Source organism: Advenella sp. S44 (assembly GCF_002810445.1).
Classification (GTDB): domain Bacteria; phylum Pseudomonadota; class Gammaproteobacteria; order Burkholderiales; family Burkholderiaceae_B; genus Advenella.
On record NZ_NEXS01000011.1, the window covers coordinates 187368 to 205210 of the forward strand.

General features: G+C 54.1%; 16 protein-coding genes. 6 read left to right on the forward strand and 10 right to left on the reverse strand.

Features of this window, described 5'->3' with window-relative positions:
• Positions 1–38: 38 nt before the first annotated feature.
• Positions 39–473, reverse strand: coding sequence for a phasin family protein (gene phaP / locus CAP48_RS18660; RefSeq protein WP_100699376.1), 435 nt, complete (start codon positions 471–473; stop codon positions 39–41).
• A gap of 109 nt (positions 474–582) precedes the next feature.
• Positions 583–1938 (reverse strand): homogentisate 1,2-dioxygenase, encoded by a 1356-nt coding sequence (hmgA, locus tag CAP48_RS18665; protein ID WP_100699377.1) that lies wholly within the window; start codon positions 1936–1938, stop codon positions 583–585.
• Between the two features lie 300 nt (positions 1939–2238).
• Here hmgA and CAP48_RS18670 point away from each other — a divergent pair, with 300 nt between their 5' ends.
• Complete coding sequence (locus CAP48_RS18670) at positions 2239–2736, forward strand: methylated-DNA--[protein]-cysteine S-methyltransferase (RefSeq protein WP_100699525.1); 498 nt, start codon at positions 2239–2241, stop codon at positions 2734–2736.
• 212 nt (positions 2737–2948) lie between these two features.
• On the opposite strand, the gene CAP48_RS18675 is transcribed toward CAP48_RS18670, so the two are convergent.
• Together CAP48_RS18675 and CAP48_RS18680 are read right to left on the reverse strand one after the other, a co-directional pair.
• Entirely contained in the window at positions 2949–4247 is a 1299-nt protein-coding gene (locus CAP48_RS18675) for a M20/M25/M40 family metallo-hydrolase (RefSeq protein ID WP_100699378.1), read from the reverse strand.
• A 184-nt stretch (positions 4248–4431) separates the two neighbouring features.
• A complete protein-coding gene (locus tag CAP48_RS18680) occupies positions 4432–5121 on the reverse strand; it encodes a type 1 glutamine amidotransferase domain-containing protein (protein WP_100699379.1) in 690 nt (229 codons plus the stop codon).
• A 509-nt stretch (positions 5122–5630) separates the two neighbouring features.
• On the opposite strand from CAP48_RS18680, the gene CAP48_RS18685 reads away from it, so the two are divergent.
• Positions 5631–6779, forward strand: coding sequence for a glycosyltransferase family 4 protein (locus CAP48_RS18685; protein WP_100699380.1), 1149 nt, complete (start codon positions 5631–5633; stop codon positions 6777–6779).
• Between the two features lie 5 nt (positions 6780–6784).
• On the opposite strand, the gene CAP48_RS18690 is transcribed toward CAP48_RS18685, so the two are convergent.
• The 4 genes from CAP48_RS18690 to CAP48_RS18705 form a co-directional block, all read right to left on the reverse strand.
• On the reverse strand, positions 6785–7378 hold the full coding sequence (locus CAP48_RS18690) for a thermonuclease family protein (protein ID WP_100699381.1): 594 nt from the start codon (positions 7376–7378) through the stop codon (positions 6785–6787).
• Between the two features lie 116 nt (positions 7379–7494).
• On the reverse strand, positions 7495–9057 hold the full coding sequence (locus tag CAP48_RS18695; RefSeq protein WP_100699382.1) for an alkaline phosphatase family protein: 1563 nt from the start codon (positions 9055–9057) through the stop codon (positions 7495–7497).
• A 6-nt stretch (positions 9058–9063) separates the two neighbouring features.
• Positions 9064–10035: a tripartite tricarboxylate transporter substrate-binding protein gene (locus CAP48_RS18700; protein ID WP_100699383.1), complete on the reverse strand. Its 972-nt coding sequence runs from the start codon at positions 10033–10035 to the stop codon at positions 9064–9066.
• Between the two features lie 190 nt (positions 10036–10225).
• Positions 10226–10690: an Rrf2 family transcriptional regulator gene (locus CAP48_RS18705; protein ID WP_100699526.1), complete on the reverse strand. Its 465-nt coding sequence runs from the start codon at positions 10688–10690 to the stop codon at positions 10226–10228.
• A 149-nt stretch (positions 10691–10839) separates the two neighbouring features.
• Between CAP48_RS18705 and hmpA the strand changes: the two genes are divergently transcribed.
• The 3 genes from hmpA (at position 10840) to CAP48_RS18720 (ending at position 14514) form a co-directional block, all read left to right on the forward strand.
• The gene (hmpA, locus tag CAP48_RS18710; protein WP_100699527.1) at positions 10840–12063 is read left to right on the forward strand and encodes an NO-inducible flavohemoprotein; all 1224 of its coding nucleotides are present in this window, start codon (positions 10840–10842) and stop codon (positions 12061–12063) included.
• A gap of 177 nt (positions 12064–12240) precedes the next feature.
• Entirely contained in the window at positions 12241–12861 is a 621-nt protein-coding gene (locus tag CAP48_RS18715) for a trimeric intracellular cation channel family protein (RefSeq protein WP_100699384.1), read from the forward strand.
• 234 nt (positions 12862–13095) lie between these two features.
• Positions 13096–14514, forward strand: coding sequence for an amino acid permease (locus CAP48_RS18720; RefSeq protein WP_100699385.1), 1419 nt, complete (start codon positions 13096–13098; stop codon positions 14512–14514).
• 73 nt (positions 14515–14587) lie between these two features.
• On the opposite strand, the gene CAP48_RS18725 is transcribed toward CAP48_RS18720, so the two are convergent.
• Together CAP48_RS18725 and CAP48_RS18730 are read right to left on the reverse strand one after the other, a co-directional pair.
• A complete protein-coding gene (locus tag CAP48_RS18725; protein ID WP_100699386.1) occupies positions 14588–15049 on the reverse strand; it encodes a single-stranded DNA-binding protein in 462 nt (153 codons plus the stop codon).
• Positions 15050–15161: 112 nt separating this feature from the next.
• Positions 15162–16157 carry a metal ABC transporter solute-binding protein, Zn/Mn family gene (locus tag CAP48_RS18730; RefSeq protein WP_242444561.1) on the reverse strand — a complete coding sequence of 332 codons (996 nt, stop codon included), beginning with the start codon at positions 16155–16157 and terminating at the stop codon, positions 15162–15164.
• 282 nt (positions 16158–16439) lie between these two features.
• Here CAP48_RS18730 and CAP48_RS18735 point away from each other — a divergent pair, with 282 nt between their 5' ends.
• Positions 16440–17801: a sodium:alanine symporter family protein gene (locus tag CAP48_RS18735; RefSeq protein ID WP_100699388.1), complete on the forward strand. Its 1362-nt coding sequence runs from the start codon at positions 16440–16442 to the stop codon at positions 17799–17801.
• Positions 17802–17843: the final 42 nt, after the last annotated feature.

Genomic DNA, 17843 nt, shown 5'->3' on the forward strand with positions numbered 1-17843 from the left:
TCTTTCCTCGTCCCATGCTTACCCGCGTCAAGACACCGTTATCCCGATTGCTTTTTGACCATATCGCGAATTTCCTGTAAATTTTGCGTGGCCCGTTCGCTGATGCTGGCCATTGCCTGCGTCTGCGACTGGCGCGCAATTTCGGCCAGTTCACGCATATCGACCAACGCTTTTTCGTAGGCCTTGCGTGCAAGTTCAGTCTGTGCAGCGGGGTTGGTTCCGGCAGTGCCCACTGCTCCCTGAATATCGGCCATCGCCTGGCGGAACATTTCTGTCTGCTTCGCAGCAAGCGCCTGCATGCCATCATATACCGCCTTGTTGGCCTGCACCAATGCCTCCACATCCTTGCGGCGCGCATCTGCGACGGCAGACAAATCCAGCCCGGGAATCTGAAACTGCTCGTACATTTTGCTCAGTTCGGCAAAAGGATTGCCTGCGGTTTGATTCGCATCGTCTTTCGTACTTTTAGCCATGGCACGTCTCCTTGTGATACATGAACAGCGATGAACTTCTCAATAAATTAACACGAAACGGCGGTGCGCGGGAATAAGACGTGAACGGCGCAGCTGCACCGCTGCCTGGTCAAGGTGCAAACCGATCTTTCAGCCCCGTCCAGCAGTCAATATAATTTTGGTCAAGCTCGGGGGCCTGCATCGCAAACTGTGTGGGAACAAAGCGATAGCGGCTTTCAAACATGAATGCCAGTGTATTGTCCAGCTTTTGCGGCTTGAGTTCAGCGGCGGTTGCCTTGTCATAGGAATCCTGGTCCGGGCCGTGAGGCACCATGCAATTGTGCAGACTGGCGCCACCCGGCTTGAAGCCGCCGGGTTTGGCATCGTATTGACCATATACGAGCCCCATAAACTCGCTCATGAAATTTCGGTGGAACCACGGAGGACGGAAGGTGTCTTCCATCACCAGCCAGCGCGGCGGAAAAATCACGAAATCGCAATTGGCAGTGCCCGGCGTATCGCTGGGCGAAGTCAGAACAGTGAATATGGACGGATCAGGATGGTCGTAACTGATGGAGCCGATCGTCATGAAATTCGCCGTATCATACTTGACCGGACTAAGATTGCCATGCCAGGCTACCACATTGAACGGAGAGCTGTGCAATGGCGCGCGCCAGAAGCGCCCGCCAAACTTCCGAATCAGTTCGTATTGGTCCCCTGCGTCTTCGAACGCCGCGACCGGTGCCAGAAAATCCCGGGCGTTGGCAAGACCATTGGAGCCGATGGGGCCCAGTTCCGGCAAACGAAAATGCGCGCCGTAATTCTCGCAGATATAACCACGAGCCCACGTAACGGCGTCCTGCTCCAGCTCAATCTTGAACGCAATTCCACGTGGAATAACGACGATTTCGCCAGGTTCCACACGCAACAGGCCCATTTCGGTTGTGATCAATAAAGCGCCCTGTTGCGGCACAATCAACATTTCACCGTCGGCATTAACAAATGCGCGACGCTTCATCGATTGATCCGCAATATAAGTATGAATGGCCACCCCGCTTTGCGTGTCGGCGCCGCCATTGGCGGCAATGGTTCGCACGCCATCGACGAAGTCTGCCTGGGGATTGTCATTGGTCCAGGGCGCCCAGCGTAATGGCTCGGGCGGCACGGCGACAGTCGGATCTGCTCCAGTCTGCCAATGCGGCTGATCAAAAGGCGAATAACGTCCTGTAACCACGGAAGGCTGGCGGCGATACAACCAACTGCGTCGATTCTCATGGCGCGCTGCGGTAAATGCGGTGCCAGAAACCAATTCGGTATAAAGTCCGCAAGGAGTATGTTGCGGGCTGTTCCTTCCTTGTGGCAGCGCCCCGGCAATCGCCTGGCTGGCATATTCGTTACCGAATCCGCTCTGGTAACTCAGGCCGTGGCTGCTCGTGGCTGAAACCGGCGATTCAGCGATAGGATCAATCTGACTGTTCTGTGGCATTCTGTATGCTCCTGTACGCGGGTTACTTCACTCGTGCTTATTGCAACCGTCATGTTGATGGATCTCGAAAGTATAGCGCAGCCATCATCGGTCCAGAATGCTTTGACCACGACCCGCCGTCCGCCAAGGTAAAAGCCGGGTTCAAACGCAAGAGGCAGAGTGTTATCGAACCGGAATCGCAGTATATTGACAACAGCCCTTGATAATGTCTGGTTGCGCTCATACCGCCACGCAGATATTTCCGCGATGGATATACTGTTCTTTGTCATCGCGCCAGTCTTTATTGCCGGAGAAAACTCAATGACCTACTCTTACACCACTATGCCCTCGCCCGTTGGCCAGTTGACACTGGTCGCCAAAGGCGCTGCCCTGGCAGCCATATTATGGGAGAACGACAAGCCGGGCCGTGTGCGACTGGGAACACTACAGCAGGACAACATGCATCCCGTATTGCAGAAAACGCAGCAGCAGCTCAACGAATACTTTGCCGGCACGCGAGACTGCTTCGATCTGGAACTGGATATGGAAGGTACCCCTTTTCAAAAAAAGGTATGGATGTTATTGCTGTCTATCCCGTTCGGGCAGACTCGCAGTTACCAACAACTTGCAGAACTGGCAGGCAACCCTGCTGCCTGCCGTGCCGTCGGCGCAGCGGTCGGACGCAATCCCGTGTCCATTGTGACACCATGTCATCGTGTCGTTGGCAGCACTGGCAAGCTGACCGGCTTCGCTGGCGGGCTCGATGCAAAACGGGCGCTGCTGCAACTGGAAAGCCTGCCAGCAAAACGACGCAAGTAGCCAGTTACTGGTACGCCAATCGCAGGATGAATAATGCTACAACGTATCAGCCCTGGCGTTCCTGAGCGACAACAACGGCAGCAGTAGCCATTGCGCGCCTTCAAGGCATTTCATTTGCTGGCACTATGGTTTCATCTTTCCATCTGAGATGCCCGTGATCGTGCGTGTTGCCAGCGACATAGCGTGCCTTGAAGGCATATCATTTGCCGGTACTATGGTTTCGTCTTTCCTTCTGATATATCCATGATCATGCGCGTCGCCAGATACAGACGCGGCACAATGGTGGGAATCTGAACATATTCTGCATTGTTCGAATGCGCGCCAAACCCGCTCAATCCAAACCCTTCCACCACACCTCCTCGGCTTTTGACACCGGCAAAGGCCGCGTCTGTTCCGCCGCCTGTGGCTTTATCTGCGACAGTCATCTCCAGGTCCAGCTCGTCCTTATAGATGCTTTGTGCATGGCCGGCCAGTTTTCGGGCCAGATCGCTGGCCTCCAGCGGCGGGCGCCGAACTTCGAATTTGAGTTCCACCTTGCTGTCGGGCAATAGCTTGTTCTGGATTTTTTCCTGCATCGCTTTTTCCAGCGCATCAAAGTCCTGAACCTTCAGTGCCCGCGCATCGGCCTGGGCCGTCGCTTCAGGCGGGATCATATTGCGCACGGTGCCCACGTTGGCCAACGTCCAATTCAACTTAAGCCCGTCTTCGGGCTTGGACAGGTCTTTCATTTGCAATACCTGGTGCGCCAATTCATACAATGAATTGACGCCGCCCTCGGGTCGGGCGCCCGCGTGGGAAGATTTCCCATGTACCTTCAGATATGCAGCACCAATACCACTGGTCGCCAATCGCACGCCCCCGTCCTTGCCGCCGCCTTCGAACGAAAAGACCGCATCCTGGTCTTCAGCAAATTTTGTGATTAACGCACGTGAGCCTGGGGAACTGATTTCTTCATCAGAGTTCAACACCACCGTCAGAGTGCCAAATTGTGCATAGTTCAGCTTCTTGAGCATATCGACAACATGCAGTATGGCGGCCACACCCTGCTTGTCATCTGCAATGCCCAGGCCATACGCCTTGTCGCCATCAACACGAAACGGCTGATCTTTCAAATCCCCTTTTTGGTACACCGTATCCATGTGGGCAATCAACATGATTTTCGATTTCCCCGTTCCCTTGATGGTCCCATGCACAATCGGGCCGGTCTTCTCCGGCGTGTCGTCCATGCGATAAACGTCCTCGGGCTGGATGATTTCGGTCTGCGCGCCCAATTGTTTGAGCCGGTCCGCAACAAACTGCGCAATCTTGTTCACGCCTTCGATGTCCTTGCTGCCGGACTCGATGTGGACCAGATCGCGCAATGTGTCCAAATACGCCTGCTGTTCCTTTTTGGCAAGATCATGCACCGCAGCCACAGGCGCCGCCAATACGGCGCCAGCGGCCAGGGCAAGCACTGCACCGGTGGCGATTTTCCACCTTGTCGCGCACGATTGTCTTGATCTGAATTTCATGTCGTCTCCTCAACGATAATTTCGAGTGTGATTTTTATCAATCCTAGTTTTTACTGCATTTTCCAGTACCGGGCAACTAGTCTGGGATCTCTTCCGGGCGACGTCAACCGACATGGCAACACACCACCACTGAATGCTTGATGTCCATGAGCGTAGCGAACGTGGTCGGGCAACGGTTTGCGCCTTATTCCCGGCTCCCCTGTAGTTGTTTGAGTACCGCTTCGGCCACGCCGACCGAAGATGCCGGATTTTGTCCCGTGATCAATTTACCATCAACCACAACATGGGGTTGCCAAATAGCGCGGCTGCTATAGCGGGCGCCATGGTCTTTCAGCATATCCTCCACCAGAAAAGGCACAACGTCAGTCAATCCTACGGCACTTTCTTCCGCATTACTGAATCCGGTCACGTCTCTGTCCTTGACCAGAAAATGTCCTTCTGCCGACTTCACATGCCGAAATACGCCCGGCGCGTGACACACCGCAGATACCGTTTTCCCATTCTCATAAAAATCTTTTATCAACGTCATCACATGTTCATTTTCCGCCAGATCCCATAAAGGTCCGTGGCCACCCGGAAAAAAGACCGCATCGAAAGACTCGGTCTTCACATCAGCCAGGCGATGTGTTGTTGCCAATACCGTCTGCGCTTGCCGGTCCTTCTTGAAGCGCTGCGTAGCCTCGGTCTGAGCGTCCGGCTCATCGCTTTTAGGGTCCAGCGGTGGTTGTCCGCCTTGCACAGAGGCCAGCGTGATATCGGCATCGCTATCGAGAAACGCGTAATACGGAGCGGCAAACTCTTCCAACCAGAATCCGGTTGGTTTGCCGGTTGAGCCTAACGTACCGTGCGAAGTCAGCACTATCAGAATTTTCATCGTGTTCTCCTGTTGTCCTGTTGTCCTGTTTTCATTTTCTGCTTTACTACTTTATCGCTTTCCTGATTGACTACTTTATTCCCCTATTCCCCTATTCCCCTATTCCCCTATTCCCCTATTCCCTTATTCCCTTATTCCCTTATTCCCTTATTCCCTTGTTCCCTTATTCCCTTGTTCCCTTATTCCCTTATTGCTTTGCGCTTTACGCTTTGTTGCTTTGCGCTCTGCCCTTTCCTTCTTACTGCTTACTGTTTACTGCTTGCAACTTTTTAGAGCCCTGATGAAATGAATGATACAAGTTGCGCTTTTTATTACACATTTTCTCGCCGTAATCTCCGATGAATCTTTCGTCCTGTTACGGGTTTTATGTTGCCTTGTGCGCCGGGAGTATGCTTTGTGCCGTGCACCATCCTTTACTGCAACCCTCTACTGCTACTGATAGTCAGCCGTAATTACAATTGAAATCATCTGCAGTGCAGCGTTTCCAGATTAACCAACGCCAACCAATAATGAAAATACTTTATACCAATTTCCATTCCAGCCCTGGCATCGGGGGCCATACCTCGTACATTAGCCGACTGATTGCCGCACTCAACGCAGACCATGATATTGCCGTCGCGGTTCCTTCGCAAAGCGCGCTCCATCGAATGGCAAGTGCAATGCCCGGTGTGCACGTGCATGCGCAGGATTACCCCAGTAAGTTGCAGCATTTGCCCAAAGCCGCAGGCAGTTTGCGCAATATCCTAAGGAAAGGTCGATACGATGTTATCCACGTAAACGGAACCGCTGATCACCGTCTGGCCATGCTCGCCATGCTGGGGATGCGTCGCAAGCCGGCCATCATCTTCACCAAACATAATGACCATGCGACAGATTCTCTGGGCTCACGGCTGCGCGCCCGTTTCGGCACCGATCACTGTATTGCCGTTTGTGATTTTGTCGCTGAGAGGCTGGCTGGCGGTCCCTACGATAAGGCCGGAATCACGACAATACACAACGGCATTGATACAGATTACTTCAACGCTCCCAATGGCAATGATTCCGGCCAGATGCGCCAGACCATACTGGGGTCGGCCAGCGATACCCGCGTTTTATTTGGCAGCAACGCCGGCACAACAGAATACAAGGGCTGGATCGACATGGTTCGGTCGTTGGCCCGACTGGACTCACATCAGCTGGACCGCCTGCATATTGCAATCGCGGGCCCTCGCGCGCCGCAGAAACTGCTGGACGAAGTGCGGCAATTGGGCATGACGCGGCATATCAGCTTCGTGGGCGATCTTGAGGACGTCAGGTCGTTTATCGGCGCCATTGACGTTGGCTTTGTTTTGTCCTACCGGGTTGAAACGATATCCTTTGCATGCCGGGAAATGATGGCCATGGGTAAACCGGTGATTGTGACCCGACAGGGGGGCCTACCTGAGAATATTGATGCAGAAAAGGATGGATGGGTGATCCCGCCGCGGAACCCGCAAGTGCTGGCCGCACTGTTGCAGGAGATTATTGAAGGACAATACAATCTAACCGACATGGGATGTGCTGCTCGCACCAAGAGTGTGCAGCGCTTCGGCCAAGACAGATTTGTCAGCGCAACCCAGAATGTGTATCGCAATGCCCTGCGCAGCCGCGCACGCCCACAGGCGGCGACTACCGGTTAGTGTTGTCAACGCGACGGGGCAGCCACACCGCAAGACGGTACGGTATAAACACCCGCGTTTTGCTGCCTGGCGGCTGGACGCGCTGATTTCATGCGACGCCACTGCCATGGCGCCACAGGTTCTTTTTCCTTCCACAAGCCGCGACCCAGGCGGCGGGCCGAATCTTCTGCCTTGCAATAGGCAATATCTGTGACGTAGTGGCGATACGCCCATGCATAACCTTGGGCTACCATTACCATATTGATATTTTTCCGATCCTGATAAACGATGCCGACGAGCCGGCCGTAGCGATCTGTTTCGTGCACCCGCACTCTCACTATCTTGCGATACACCCTGTCCGACAAAAAATGTTTGGCGACCCTGCCGTATGCCATACCGGATTCCGGCGCATCAATTTGACCGAGCCGGATCTTGTGCTGCTTTTTACTTTTGTCCAAAATGGTGATGGTATCGCCGTCTGCAATGGCCACAACCCAGCCTTCAAGCCAGTTAGCGGCATACGCCGGTACCGGCCTGATTAACAGCAGAAGGATCAGATAACGCAATACGTAAGGAAATGCATTGTGAAATATCTGCAAGCGGTTTACTGAACGAACCATATCTTTGCAATAGATTTGCCGGCTGCGCTGTTCTGACTGGCGGCGTTACTGCGGCTAGCCGCCATGTGCTGGCCAGCTGTCATAACAGGTCGCGATTGATCTCAACGCCCGTTGCTTTACCATTGTCCGTAGAACACGCCGGCCTGCTTGTATTTATTGGTCTGCCTGTCCACTTCCTCTTCGGTCACGGTGGTGCGCCGTTTAAGGCTGGCAAACCATTGCAGCAATCGTTCTTTCATCTGCTGCCTGATCTTCTCATACTCTGGGTGCTCGCCCAGGTCATTGAATTCGTCAGGATCATTCCGTAAGTCAAATAACTGTGGCCTCTCGGTGCTCCAGTAGACATAACGCCAGCGGTCAGTGCGCACCGACCATGCTCTGCACTCATTGGTGGCTTTGCCAAGCGTGAGCCTGGCCTCTCGATAACTGTAATCGAGCTCTGAAAATACGCAATCGCGCCACGCTACGGGCTCATTATGGATAAGAGACTGCAGTGGTCGCCCTTCAATCCGGTGCGATGGTATTTCCATGTCGAGTGCAGCCAATATGGTAGGCATTATGTCTACGCTTTGCACGAGTCGCGACTCCCTTTTGCCACGCGTTGAGTCTGCCTGCCCGGACGGGTCGTAGATAATCAGCGGGACCCGTTGCACTACGTCATAGAACAGCTCTTTTTCACCCAGCCAGTGGTCGCCCAGCAGATCGCCATGGTCGGCAGTAATGATGACAAGTGTGTTGTCCATAAGCCCTTTCGATCCCATGTATTCGAATAGCCTGCCCAAATGGTCATCCAGTTGCTTGATGAGGCCCTGATAAGCCGGACGCACGCGCTCGACACACTCCTGGCTCGAAAAACTTCGGCTTTCCTCCTGCTGGCGATAGGCTTGCACGACAGGGTGAGCCCCTTCTTTTTCTGTCTCATTGCGCTTGACCGGCAGGCACTGCTGCGGCGTGTACATGGCATGATATGGAGCCGGCGCCACATATGGCCAGTGTGGTTTGACATAGCTCAAATGCATAACCCAGGGGTTATCACCGGCAGATTGCATATATGACATGGCGCAGTCGGTCATGTAGGCCGTTTCGGAGTGCGCTTCCTTTACTCGTGAAGGAAAATTGACGTTGCGCATATTCCAGCCGCTTTGCACCTGGCCCTGATCGTCTTGCACTGCAATCACATAATCGGTCCATGGATCCTGGCTATCGTAGCCTTGCGCTTTCAGATAAGCGGGGTAGCCGCTTTCTGCTCCCGGTTCATGATGTCCGTCATAGCGATCCAGTTGTACGAAACCGCCTTGCTTCAGAAGCACACCGAGCTCGCTCTGACCATCTATTTGCAACCGTTCCAGTGCGTGATTATCCGGCATCACATGGGTCTTACCTGCCAGCACCAGATCAATATCGCGCGCTTTCAGATACTCGCCCAACGTGACCTCGTTAATGGACAACGGTACGCGATTCCATGTTGCGCCGTGCGTAGAAGGATAGCGACCGGTGTAATAACTCATGCGCGACGGTCCGCAAACGCCCGAGTTGACAAACGCCTGCTCGAACAGCACGCCACGACTGGCCAGCCGGTCCATGTGCGTAGTTTGTAGATGGGGATGCCCATAACAACTCAAGTGATCGGCCCGCAACTGATCAGCCATGATAAAAAGCACGTTCTTGATTTTCGCCATATTTGTTTACTTGCCTACCTTGAATCCCGATTCACGAATGACCGGTTCCCATTGCTGCCTGAACGCTTCTATAGCCTGGCTCGTTTGGGCGGCATTAGCCTGCACCGGAACCAGATTGACTGAACGCATCTCTTTTTGAACCGACGCCTGGCCCATGGCTTTGCTGATGGCGTCGCCCAGGTACGTCACGACCTTGTCATCCATCGAAGACGGAGCAAACACCGCGTTCCAGCCTGTCGCTCGGATATTGATTCCGGCTTCATGAAACGGCGCCACATCGGGCAGGTTCGCATCGCGTTTTTCGCTGGAGACGCCCAGCACCCGGATTTTCCCGCTTTTTTCCATCTGAATGAACGTATCCAGCGTATCGATTGCAACTGGGATATTGCCACCGGCCAGATCGGTCAGCAATTGTGACGAGCCTTTATAGCCCACAATTTCCGGCTTAAGGTCAAGTTTATCAGCCAGCATAAGTCCGAAAAAATGCGGCAGGCTACCTGTTGCGGGAACGCCGATATTAAGCTGTTGCGGATTGGCTTTGGCCCATTGCACAAACTGGTCGACCGACGTGATCTTGCTTGATGCCGGCACGCCGAGCGCAAAGCTATACTCCGTGACAAGAGACACTGGTTTCAAATCGGTTTGCGCGTTGTAATTCAGATCGGGAAACACGATCGGGGCAATAACCGTGACGGCGGGGTTCCCCAGTGTCAGCACATTCTCGCCCTTTTTCTTGTTTTTCAGATCAGCCGCGGCAATCCGCCCGCCCGCGCCCGGTTTATTTTCCACAATCACGGGAACGCCGATCTCTTTTGCCAGCGCTCTGGCTACAATTCTGGCCGCATTATCACTTGCGCCACCCGGTACATAGCCCACTGTCAACGTCACCGGCTCCGTAAATACAGGCGCTTGCGCCCATACTCCGAAGGCTGCCGGCAGCAGTGTGGCTGCGAGCAGCCATGGTTTGAAATTTGCCATTTGTCTGTGTCTCCCTGTTTTCGTTATCGCCTGAACTATTCACGGCAGCGACAAGAGGCCGCAACCCCAAGCCATGGATCATGGCCATTATTCTAGCGGATTAAAACAGATAAACGCGTATGGTGGGGCAAGTCAAACACAGTGAGAAATCACAACCGACAAAAGAGCGCAACACACAAACACAAAAAACTCAGTGCAGGCCCCGCACAGACACCTGCCTTAACGGCAGTTCCGAGGTAGCTAGCCCCAGCAAATCACGCAGCTCGCTGCGCTTGCCCAGCAAGTCTTTCAGCGTATATTTATCCAATACAGCCAGAAACGCCTGGGTCGCTTCCCGCAATACCGACGGTAGTCTGCAGGGACCCGTGATCGTACAGGAGGAACAATCGACCAGATCAAAATCGCCTTCAGTGTGACGCACAAGCTGCCCAATGACGATTTTGTCTGTCCGCATCCCCAGCCTGATCCCGCCCTTGCGGCCGCGCAGCGTGTCGATATAGCCCAACTGGCCCAGGTGCTGCACCACCTTCATCAGGTGATTCTGGGAAATGTCGTAGGCGCGTGCGATTTCGGCAATGGACGAAAGCCCTTCATTGCGTGAACCCAGGAAAATCAGTACCCGCAGCGCATAATCTGTGTATTGAGTCAGTCTCATAGGGAATTTTTGATGGGCCATTACGGAAATTAGGAATATGCAATATAACATTCATTTGTCTTGCATATTAAAGATATTTGCAATAACATGCATTTAAAATGAATATTATGATTGCAATATTCTCACCCACCCAACCACAGGACCCCAACATGCCTCAACCCGTTGTTACTTCTCTGGATCCCAATACCATTACCGTGGTAAAAGCCACTGTCCCTGCGTTGCAGGCGCATGGCGCGGATATTACCGCAAAAATGTATGACCGGCTTTTCCGCGACGAACATATCCGAAGTCTGTTTAACCACGCCAACCAGGCCAATGGCCAACAGATCAATGCGCTGGCCGGTGCGATTGTTGCGTACGCAAGCAACATCGACAACCTGGGGGCCCTGCTGCCGGCGGTCGAACGTATTGCCCAAAAGCATGTCGGATTCCACATCCTGCCCGAGCACTATCCCTACGTAGCAACGGCCCTGCTTGGCGCCATTGAAGACGTACTGGGCGATGCAGCCACAGATGAAATACTTCAGGCATGGGGCCAAGCCTACTGGTTCCTGGCTGGTATTCTGCAAAACAGGGAAAGTGCGCTGCGCGACGCCATTGAGCAGGCGCCCGGGGGCTGGACCGGCTGGCGCCAATTTGTGGTCAGCGAAAAAATTCGCGAAAGCAGCATCATTACTTCTTTTATCTTGCGTCCGGTAGACGGCGGGCCCGTCATGCACCACAAGCCAGGCCAATATATTACTTTCCGCTTTAACGCACCTGAACAGGCCGGCATCAAGCGCAACTATTCCATTTCTTGTGCCCCTAATGGCGAGTACTATCGAATCTCGGTTAAGCGCGAAGAAAACAGCCAGGGCGGTTCACGCTTCATGCATGACGAGGTTCAGGTAGGAACCACACTTGAGATAACGCCGCCAGCGGGCGACTTCTATTTGCCAGATACGCCTGACCGACCGATTGTTCTGCTGTCCGGCGGCGTTGGTCTGACCCCTATGGTCAGCATGCTTGAAACCATCTATCATAAACACCCGCAATTGCAAGTGCACTACGTACATAGCACCATGAGCAGCCGGACCCACGCCATGGGCCAGCACGTGCAGTCGCTGGCCAAAGAACTGGCTCACACCAAAGTGTCAACGTTCTACAGTGAGCCGCAAGCGGTCGACCAGCCGGGAGACACCCATGATGTTTCGGGTATGATTTCGCTTGACTGGCTAACCCGTAACACACCGGTGCAGGATGCCGATTACTATATCTGCGGACCAAAGGAGTTTCTGCGGGTCTTTGTCAACGGACTGGCGGCCGAAGGCGTACCTGCCGATCGTATCCATTACGAGTTTTTCGGACCGGCTGACGAGCTGCTCGCCGCTTAAGTCGGGAGCGATTCGACGGCGCTGGTGCCGGCATAGCCGTGCCGCCAGCGCATTACGACAAGTGCAATACATACCCATTTGGCATATTGCGTCGCGTGCGGGCACACGACGGATATAATCGGACAACGTCATCAATAGATCCGGACACCACTGGCGCCGGCCGCGTATCCGACACTTATGATTATTCTGTCCGTACTTTATGTCATTGCCATTGTTGCCGAGTCCATGACGGCCGCGCTGGCTGCGGGCCGTCGCAGCATGGACTGGGTTGGTGTCTGTCTGCTTGGGTGTATTACGGCACTGGGCGGTGGATCGGTCCGAGACATCCTTCTGGACCATCATCCGCTGACCTGGATCGCGCATCCCCATTATCTTGTCATTACTACAGTGGCCGCCCTGGCCACAATTGCAGTGGCGCGCATCATGCACCGTCTGCACAAGCTCTTTCTGTTTCTGGACGCCATCGGGCTGGTCGTCTTTACTATCATCGGTTGCAATGTGGCGCTGGCGCTTGATCTGCCTTTGATCATTGTGATCGTGTCAGGCATGATCACCGGTTGCGTGGGCGGCGTTCTGCGCGATATCCTGTGCAATGACATTCCCTTGCTTTTTCGCAGCGAGCTGTATGCCAGCGTTTCCATCGTGACCGGAATGCTGTATGTCGCCGGTCTGCATGCCGGCCTCAATCATGAGCTGGTGATGGGCGTGGCACTCATAAGCGGGCTGACACTGCGCATGCTGGCGTTGCGATATCAATGGAATATGCCCAAGTTTATCTACAATCGCGATGACCACTGATTCGTAAGAGAACCCGCGCGCGCCGCCGACAGCAGCCACACCGCGCATCGCGCGCTTTTGCCCTGATTACACTACCCGGCCATTATTCCCACCCTCCGCAAAATCTGTATGGACCAGCGCATCGCGTGGACTCATAGAAAAAGACCATCTGGCTCTGTTTATACGGCTGTATTACCTGTACATTCGTCTCCCAACACAAAAATAATAATAGCGTGTATACAGGAGATAATACAGATGGATATGGATAGTAAAAACCAGCTGCAGCACTCGCTCAAGCCGCGGCACATGTCAATGATTGCACTGGGCGGTGTGATTGGCGCAGGGCTATTTGTTGGCAGTTCTGTTGTGGTGAAAAATGCAGGTCCGGCCGCGCTGATTTCATTTTTAATTACCGGCATTCTGATCATTCTGGTGATGCGCATGCTCGGCGAGATGGCATCGTCGCTGCCCGTGGTCGGCTCATTCTACGAGTACGCCCGCAGCGCTTTTCGCGAACAGCCGGGCAAGGCTGAGTTTGCAGGCTTCATGTCAGGATGGATGTACTGGTATTTCTGGGTGATTGTGGTGGCTATTGAAGCCATAGCCGGCGCCAAGCTTATCCAGTTCTGGCTGCCCAATATCCCTTCCTGGGAAATCAGCCTCACGCTCATGGCAGTCCTGACCATTACGAATCTTTTTTCCGTCAAATCCTACGGCGAATTCGAATTTTGGTTCTCATCCATCAAGGTCGCTGCGATCGTTGTTTTTCTCTTTCTGAGCGGACTGTTCCTGCTGGGTATGTGGCCCAATCATCAGGCGCTCGGCTTGGGGGAAATGCTCAATCATGGCGGTTTCATGCCTAACGGCTGGGGGCCGGTGCTTTCCGGCGCTGTAGCAGCAACGGGTTTTTATTTTGGCGCTGAAATTGTCACCATTGCCGCTGCAGAAACAGCAAATCCGGCCAAATCCGTCGCCAAGGCAACCAATTCGGTCATCAGCCGGGTGCTGTTCTTCTACGTGGGTTCGGTATTTTTCGTCGTCTGCCTGGTGCCCTGGAACTCAGAGGCTATTTCAACCCCATATGTAAGCGCGTTGCAGGTCATGCAGATTCCGTACGCGCCGCACATCATGAACGCCGTGATTCTTGTGGCCGTACTATCATGCCTCAATTCAGGACTTTACGCCGCATCGCGCATGATATTTGCGCTCACCCGCAATGGCGATGCACCACAGGCGCTGGCACGCGTATCAGAAAACGGCGTGCCGATACGAGCCATTATCTTTTCCACACTGTTCGGCTATAGCGCGATTGTCGTGTCGTATTACTCACCCGACGGCATCTTCCCGTTTCTTGTTGAGTCGTATGGTACGGTGGCATTGGTCGTCTATATCCTGATCGCCGTCTCTCATATCAGGCTGCGCAAACGGATGGAAAAAAATTGCCCTGAACGAATTCGGGTTCGCATGTGGTGTTTCCCTTATCTCAGTTATCTGGCCATCGCAGGCATGCTGAGCATCCTGGGCGCCATGGCATTTTTACCCGAGCAGAAGAAAGCCTTCTGGTTCGGCCTGGTGAGCCTCGGCGTGTGTGCGCTCGCCTTTTTGCTTTCCAGGTATTGGCGCAAGGAAAAAACGTTTGAGCCGGGTGTTACCCAAAGCGCGCTGGAAGGCTAGCGCCAAACCCTTGGTATGCGCCTCCGGCGCGCTCACATACAGAGGCGCGCCGGACAACGGACTGCCTTGCGGTTCACGCCGACCCGCCTGACATTGAATCAGGGCTGGGCAACCCATTGAAGGTGGCGCCATAATGAACGTTGTGGCCAGCAAGCCAGCCTGCCAGGACCACCGACATGTACGGGCCCCGGCTTTCCTTGACCGAAATGATCCTGATCTGCGTCGCTTCAATCTCACAGATCGTCCCGCTGCGGCCGGTTAAGTCATCACGAAAACGGCGGCGCTGCAAGGGACCTCTTAACCACAGGGAATCGCCTCGACGCATTGACCAGGCGACCTGCTCTGCCTGCACGCCATACAACACCGCATCGTGATGTTCACTGCATGTAAATATATCGTTTGAGTATTGGTCACGCTGACTGCTGCGCGTTTCCAGCGTGATGCGCAATACGGCCGTGCCGTCGGGAAAATAGCGCAGGCACGGATCAGCAAGTAGAACGCCAAGCACGGTCATTTCATTGAGATACAGTTGCATCGCTCTCTCCCTTCATCGAATAACCCGGGGCGTCGCATGTCGCCCCGGTATGCCAACACAGCCTGCGCCAACCGGTTACTGGTCCGCGTTGACGCCGATGCCCGCCGTACCATTATTTCTTCAGGATCGCCTTCGTAATCGTATCGGCGTTGTACTGCATCATGTTCAGATAAGTGGAAGCAGGCTCATTCGGGCCGGACAGGGCATCTGAATATAGCTTGCCGCCCACTGCGACATTGGCCTCCGACGCGATTTGCTTGATCAGCGCAGGATTACTGATGTTTTCCACGAATACGGCAGACCCTTTGTCCTGGCGAATCTGACGAATGATGGCTGCCACATCTGCTGCGGTGGCCTCCGTCGCCGAAGACGTGCCCTCTGGCGCCAGCAAAGTCAGACCATAGGTGGCGCCCAGGTATCCAAAAGCGTCATGTGAAGTAATAAGGGTGCGCTTGTCTTTCGGCAAGGTCTCGAACGCGGCCTTGATGGACTCGTGAAGCGTCTGCAATTTTTGCGTGTACGCACCGGCATTTGCCTTGTATGAATCACATCCCCCGCTGTCCACCTGACATAGTGCATCTGCAATATTTTTCACATAAGTGATAGCGTTGGGGACCGATTGCCAGGCGTGAGGATCATATTCGCCATGATCGTGCCCGTGGTGGTGGCCATGTCCGTGATCATGATCATGATCATGGTCGTGGTCGTGGTCGTGGTCGTGGTCGTGGTCGTGGTCGTGGTCGTGGTCGTGGTCGTGGTCGTGGTCATCATGATCCGACTTCTCTGCGTGGCCGTCTCCCTCTTGCGTATTTTTCAGCGGTTCAATGCCTTTGGTCACCTCCACAACCGGCGCCTTGGTCTCGCTGGACTTGGCCAGGCGCTGCATGAATGGGTCAAACTGCAGGCCATTGACCAGGACCAGATCGGCGCGCTTGAGTGCAATCACATCAGCAGGCTTGGGCTCGTAGCTATGCGCATCGCCATTGACCGGAACAATGGACGTAACCGAGACGCGATCGCCTCCAACATTGCGAACGAAGTCTTCAATAATGGAAAAGCTGGCTACCACATTTAGCGTTGCAGCATTTGCGCCGCCTATGAACGCCATGCTTATGGCACTTGAAATAAAAAGCTGCTTGAACGGGATCTTCACGTGAAACCTCAAATGGGAAAAGGCGTCACGCTACCGGCAGCACCGTGACGAACAGATAAGAATAGCAACTTGGTTATGTTATAACATAACATAACCAATCGTCAATGGAGCTGGCGATTTTGAAGGATCAAAAGGCTTTCCTTCCTTTTCCGGAAATAAAGAATGGAGTATTCTTGAGCCTGCGAAGGCCCGGAGACGCTTTCGCAGGTTCAATTAACGATAAAGGAGTTAAGTACGATGCAGTATTTGGACGTACTAAAAACATTTTTTGATACCGTTGGCGGTTGGGTGTGGGGACCCGTCATGTTGGTATTTCTGGTGGGCACCGGTGTCTTTCTGACGCTGCGTCTGGCGTTTCTGCAATTTACCATGCTGCCCTTCGCGCTGAAGCAGGCTTTCACACCACATGGCAAAAACCGCGACGGCACCGAGAATAAAGGAGACATTTCGCATTTTGGCGCACTGATGACTGCGCTATCGGCAACCATTGGCACCGGTAATATTGCCGGTGTCGCAACTGCGGTCGTTCTGGGCGGACCGGGCGCCGTGTTCTGGATGTGGATTACCGCTATTTTCGGCATGGCCACCAAATTCGGCGAAGGCGTGCTTGCCGTCAAATACCGGATCGTCAATGAACGCGGCCAGATGTCCGGCGGCCCAATGTATTACATTGAACGCGGCCTGAACTGGAAGTGGCTGGCCGTTCTGTTCGCGCTCTTTGGCACCCTGGCCTCCTTTGGGATTGGCAGTTCGGTACAGTCCAACTCGGTCGCTCATTCCATCGAGGCCAGTTTCGGGATTGATCCCATGCTCACCGGCATCGTGCTCACCATCTTTACCGCGATCGTCATTCTGGGCGGCATCAAAAGCATTGCCACTGCATCATCTTTCATTGTACCGTTCATGGCGATCTTCTATGTTGCCGGCGGCATGATCATTATCATCATGCACCTGGATCTGCTGGGCCCGGCACTTGCCACTATTTTCCGTGATGCATTCAGCGGTGAAGCGGTCGCAGGCGGCGCCATCGGCACGGTCATCCGATACGGCGTGGCGCGCGGCGTATTCTCCAACGAGGCCGGGATGGGTAGCGCGCCGATTGCGGCTGCCGCAGCCAAGACCGATCATCCGGTGCGCCAGGCGCTGGTCTCCATGACTGGAACATTTCTGGATACGATCGTTGTCTGCAGCATAACCGGGATCGTGCTGGTCATGGGTGGCATTTATACAAATGGCGAGACGGGCGCCGCACTCACAACCAATACGTTCAATATGCTGCTACCAGGCCCCGGCGGCTGGATCGTTACTATTGGCCTGGTATTCTTTGCCTACTCCACGATTCTGGGCTGGAGCTATTACGGCGAGAAATGTGCATCTTATCTGCTGGGCGAGTGGGCTGTGCTTCCCTACCGTATTATTTATGTGGCCAGTGTCATGATCGGCACGATCGCCAGCCTGGACCTTGTCTGGGTGGCCGCCGACACCTTCAACGGCTTGATGGCGGTTCCCAACCTGATCGCACTGGTGTTGCTGTCCGGTGTGATCGTCAAGGAAACCCGCGACTTTGTTGCCAAGCGCAAAGCGGGCGAGTTGCCATAACCTGATGGCGACTATGCAGCGGTCACCCTCATGGCTGCTGCA

Bases quoted from the DNA above. Each gene is read 5' to 3' on its own strand.
- phaP (WP_100699376.1), bottom strand. From the start codon at position 473: ATGGCTAAAAGTACGAAAGACGATGCGAATCAAACCGCAGGCAATCCT.
- hmgA (WP_100699377.1), bottom strand. From the start codon at position 1,938: ATGCCACAGAACAGTCAGATTGATCCTATCGCTGAATCGCCGGTTTCA.
- CAP48_RS18670 (WP_100699525.1), top strand. From the start codon at position 2,239: ATGACCTACTCTTACACCACTATGCCCTCGCCCGTTGGCCAGTTGACA.
- CAP48_RS18675 (WP_100699378.1), bottom strand. From the start codon at position 4,247: ATGAAATTCAGATCAAGACAATCGTGCGCGACAAGGTGGAAAATCGCC.
- CAP48_RS18680 (WP_100699379.1), bottom strand. From the start codon at position 5,121: ATGAAAATTCTGATAGTGCTGACTTCGCACGGTACGTTAGGCTCAACC.
- CAP48_RS18685 (WP_100699380.1), top strand. From the start codon at position 5,631: ATGAAAATACTTTATACCAATTTCCATTCCAGCCCTGGCATCGGGGGC.
- CAP48_RS18690 (WP_100699381.1), bottom strand. From the start codon at position 7,378: ATGGTTCGTTCAGTAAACCGCTTGCAGATATTTCACAATGCATTTCCT.
- CAP48_RS18695 (WP_100699382.1), bottom strand. From the start codon at position 9,057: ATGGCGAAAATCAAGAACGTGCTTTTTATCATGGCTGATCAGTTGCGG.
- CAP48_RS18700 (WP_100699383.1), bottom strand. From the start codon at position 10,035: ATGGCAAATTTCAAACCATGGCTGCTCGCAGCCACACTGCTGCCGGCA.
- CAP48_RS18705 (WP_100699526.1), bottom strand. From the start codon at position 10,690: ATGAGACTGACTCAATACACAGATTATGCGCTGCGGGTACTGATTTTC.
- hmpA (WP_100699527.1), top strand. From the start codon at position 10,840: ATGCCTCAACCCGTTGTTACTTCTCTGGATCCCAATACCATTACCGTG.
- CAP48_RS18715 (WP_100699384.1), top strand. From the start codon at position 12,241: ATGATTATTCTGTCCGTACTTTATGTCATTGCCATTGTTGCCGAGTCC.
- CAP48_RS18720 (WP_100699385.1), top strand. From the start codon at position 13,096: ATGGATATGGATAGTAAAAACCAGCTGCAGCACTCGCTCAAGCCGCGG.
- CAP48_RS18725 (WP_100699386.1), bottom strand. From the start codon at position 15,049: ATGCAACTGTATCTCAATGAAATGACCGTGCTTGGCGTTCTACTTGCT.
- CAP48_RS18730 (WP_242444561.1), bottom strand. From the start codon at position 16,157: ATGGCGTTCATAGGCGGCGCAAATGCTGCAACGCTAAATGTGGTAGCC.
- CAP48_RS18735 (WP_100699388.1), top strand. From the start codon at position 16,440: ATGCAGTATTTGGACGTACTAAAAACATTTTTTGATACCGTTGGCGGT.